Source organism: Streptomyces longispororuber (genome assembly GCF_014656095.1).
Classification (GTDB): domain Bacteria; phylum Actinomycetota; class Actinomycetes; order Streptomycetales; family Streptomycetaceae; genus Streptomyces; species Streptomyces longispororuber.
The window spans coordinates 1-2343 of record NZ_BNBT01000310.1 but is presented as its reverse complement, the minus strand read 5'-3'; the positions used below and the strand labels follow the sequence as shown (position 1 = coordinate 2343).

The 2343-nt window shown below is 76.9% G+C and carries 2 protein-coding genes and 1 pseudogene; 1 reads left to right on the top strand and 2 read right to left on the bottom strand.

Annotated features, from left to right (window positions below; translation table 11 throughout):
- Positions 1-137 precede the first annotated feature (137 nt).
- The gene (locus tag IE330_RS38330; protein WP_190140797.1) at positions 138-1142 is read left to right on the top strand and encodes a Gfo/Idh/MocA family protein; all 1005 of its coding nucleotides are present in this window, start codon (positions 138-140) and stop codon (positions 1140-1142) included.
- A 71-nt stretch (positions 1143-1213) separates the two neighbouring features.
- Here the strand turns inward: IE330_RS38330 and IE330_RS38325 are convergent, their stop codons facing one another.
- Both IE330_RS38325 and IE330_RS39555 read right to left on the bottom strand, forming a co-directional pair.
- The gene (locus IE330_RS38325; RefSeq protein WP_190140796.1) at positions 1214-1648 is read right to left on the bottom strand and encodes a PaaI family thioesterase; all 435 of its coding nucleotides are present in this window, start codon (positions 1646-1648) and stop codon (positions 1214-1216) included.
- 48 nt (positions 1649-1696) lie between these two features.
- A pseudogene (locus IE330_RS39555) lies at positions 1697-1915 on the bottom strand (cytochrome P450); the annotation flags it as partial.
- Between the last annotated feature and the right edge of the window lie 428 nt (positions 1916-2343).

The window sequence follows — 2343 nt, the reverse complement described above, 5'->3', positions numbered from 1 at the left end:
CGGCGCCCCATGAGACGGCGCGGGCGGCGGCGGCGGCGGCGGGGCGGGGGGCGGCGCGGGGGGCGGCGCGGGGGGCGGCGCGACTTTGTCAGGACAAATTATTGACAGGGTCAGAGCCGGGCGGCAGGTTGGGGCGCATGCGTATCGGACTCATCGGAACGGGCCGCATCGGCGCCTTCCACTCCGCCGTCCTGGCCCGTGACCCCCGGGTGGAGTCGCTGCTCGTCGCCGACGCCGCCCCCGGGCGGGCGGCCGAGCTCGCGGACCGCGTCGGCGCGCGGGCGCTGCCCTCGGTGGACGCCGTGTTCACGGCGGGCGTGGACGCGCTGGTGGTCACGGCGGCGACGGCGGCGCACGCGGAGCTGATCGGCCGGGGCGCGCGGGCGGGCCTGCCGGTGTTCTGCGAGAAGCCCATCGCGCTCGACCTGCCCGGCACGCTGGCCGCGCTCGCCGAGGTCGAGGCGGCGGGGACGGTGCTGCAACTCGGCTTCCAGCGCCGCTTCGACGCCGGGTACGCGGCGGCCCGCGCGGCCGTGCGCGCCGGGACGCTCGGGCGGCTGCACACCGTGCGGGCCATGACCTCCGACCCGGCGCCGCCGCCCGCCGCCTATCTGCCGCTGTCCGGCGGGCTGTACCGGGACTGCCTGGTGCACGACTTCGACATCCTGCGCTGGGTGACCGGCCGCGAGGTCACCGAGGTGTACGCGACCGGGTCCGACGCCGGGCCCGCGATGTTCCGTGAGGCGGGCGACGTCGACACGGCGGCGGTGCTGCTCACGCTCGACGACTCCACCCTGGCGACGGCCACGGCGACGCGCTGCAACGGCGCGGGCTACGACGTCCGCATGGAGCTGGCGGGCGAGGCCGGGCAGCTCGCGGTCGGCCTGGACGCCCGCACCCCGCTCACCTCGGTCGAACCGCACGGGCCCGCCGCCCCCGACAAGCCCTGGCCGGGCTTCCTTGAGCGCTTCGCCCCGGCGTACGAGGCGGAGCTCGCCGCGTTCGTCGACGTCGTACGCGGCGAGCTGGCGAACCCCTGCGACGGCCGCGAGGCGCTGCACGCGCTGCGGATAGCGGAGGCGTGCGAGCTGTCGCGGGCGCAGCGGCGGGTGGTGCCGCTGGCGGAGATCCCCGGCGGGTGAGGTCCGGCGCGGGGCCGGACCGGGCGCGGCCCCCGCGGCCCGGTCCCGCGGCCCGGTCCCGCGGTTTCGGGTCAGCGCACGGCGCGGACCGTGCCCTGGGCCAGCGCGCACAACGTCTCGGCGCCGTCCTCGTCCACGGCGAAGAGGTCGCAGCGCACCACCGCCCTGCGGCGGCCCGCGTCGGCCACCGTGGCGCGGGCGACCAGCCGCGCGCCGGCGGCGGGGCGGACGTACTGGATGGAGAAGCCGGAGGTCAGGACCGCGGGGCCGAGTGCCGTGCCCGCGGCGAAGGTGATGCTGTTGTCCGCCGCGTACGACAGCACGCCGCCGTGCGCGAAGCCGTTCTGCTGGAGGAGCTCCTCGCGGAGGGCGATCTCCAGCGTGGCCGCGCCGTCGCCGAAGGCCGTGATCTCGGCCCGTACGAGGCGGCTGAACGGCTGGGCGTCGAGGGTGCGCCGGGCGAGGGCCAGGTCGAGGGGCGCGGCGTCATCGGGTGCGTCGGGCATGGACAGACTTCTACCAGTCGGTAACCGCCCTTGGCCACCGCCGCGTTGCTACCAGCGCACGTCGAGTCGCCGCAGACTCCGGATCAGCAGGCCCGGGCGCCAGTCGGTGGGCGTGCCGTCCAGGGCGAGGCCGGGGCAGCGCTCCAGGAGCGAGGCGATCGCGATCCGGCCCTCCAGGCGGGCGAGCGGGGCACCGAGGCAGAAGTGGACGCCGTGCCCGAAGGCCACGTGGCCCTGCGGGAAGCGGCGGATGTCGTGGCCCTGCGGGGCGCGGCGGATGTCGAAGTCGCCCACGACCTCGCCCTCACCGTCCGTCATCTGCCCCACCCCTCCCGGCGTCGCTCCGCACCAGGCGAACGAACGGCCGCACCGCCGTGGTGCCCTCGCGGGACGCCCCAACCCCGCCCCTTCCCGAAACCGGTGGCTGCCGCCCCCGGCCCCCCGCCCCTCTCGTCTGGGGCTCCGCCCCTCTCCCCCGTCATCGGCGCTCCGCGCCTCGTCCTCAAACGCCGGACGGGCTGAACTGCCCTCGACTCGCCGTCGTCGGCCGGACGGGCCGAAATCTCCCCGTCTCGCCGACGACGGCGCCCGGCGGACAATTCCAGCCCGTCCGGCGTTTGAGGACGAGGCCGCCAGGCCGATCACGCCCGCAGGTGACGGCCGTGGGACGCGGGACGCATCCAGCCCGTCCGGCG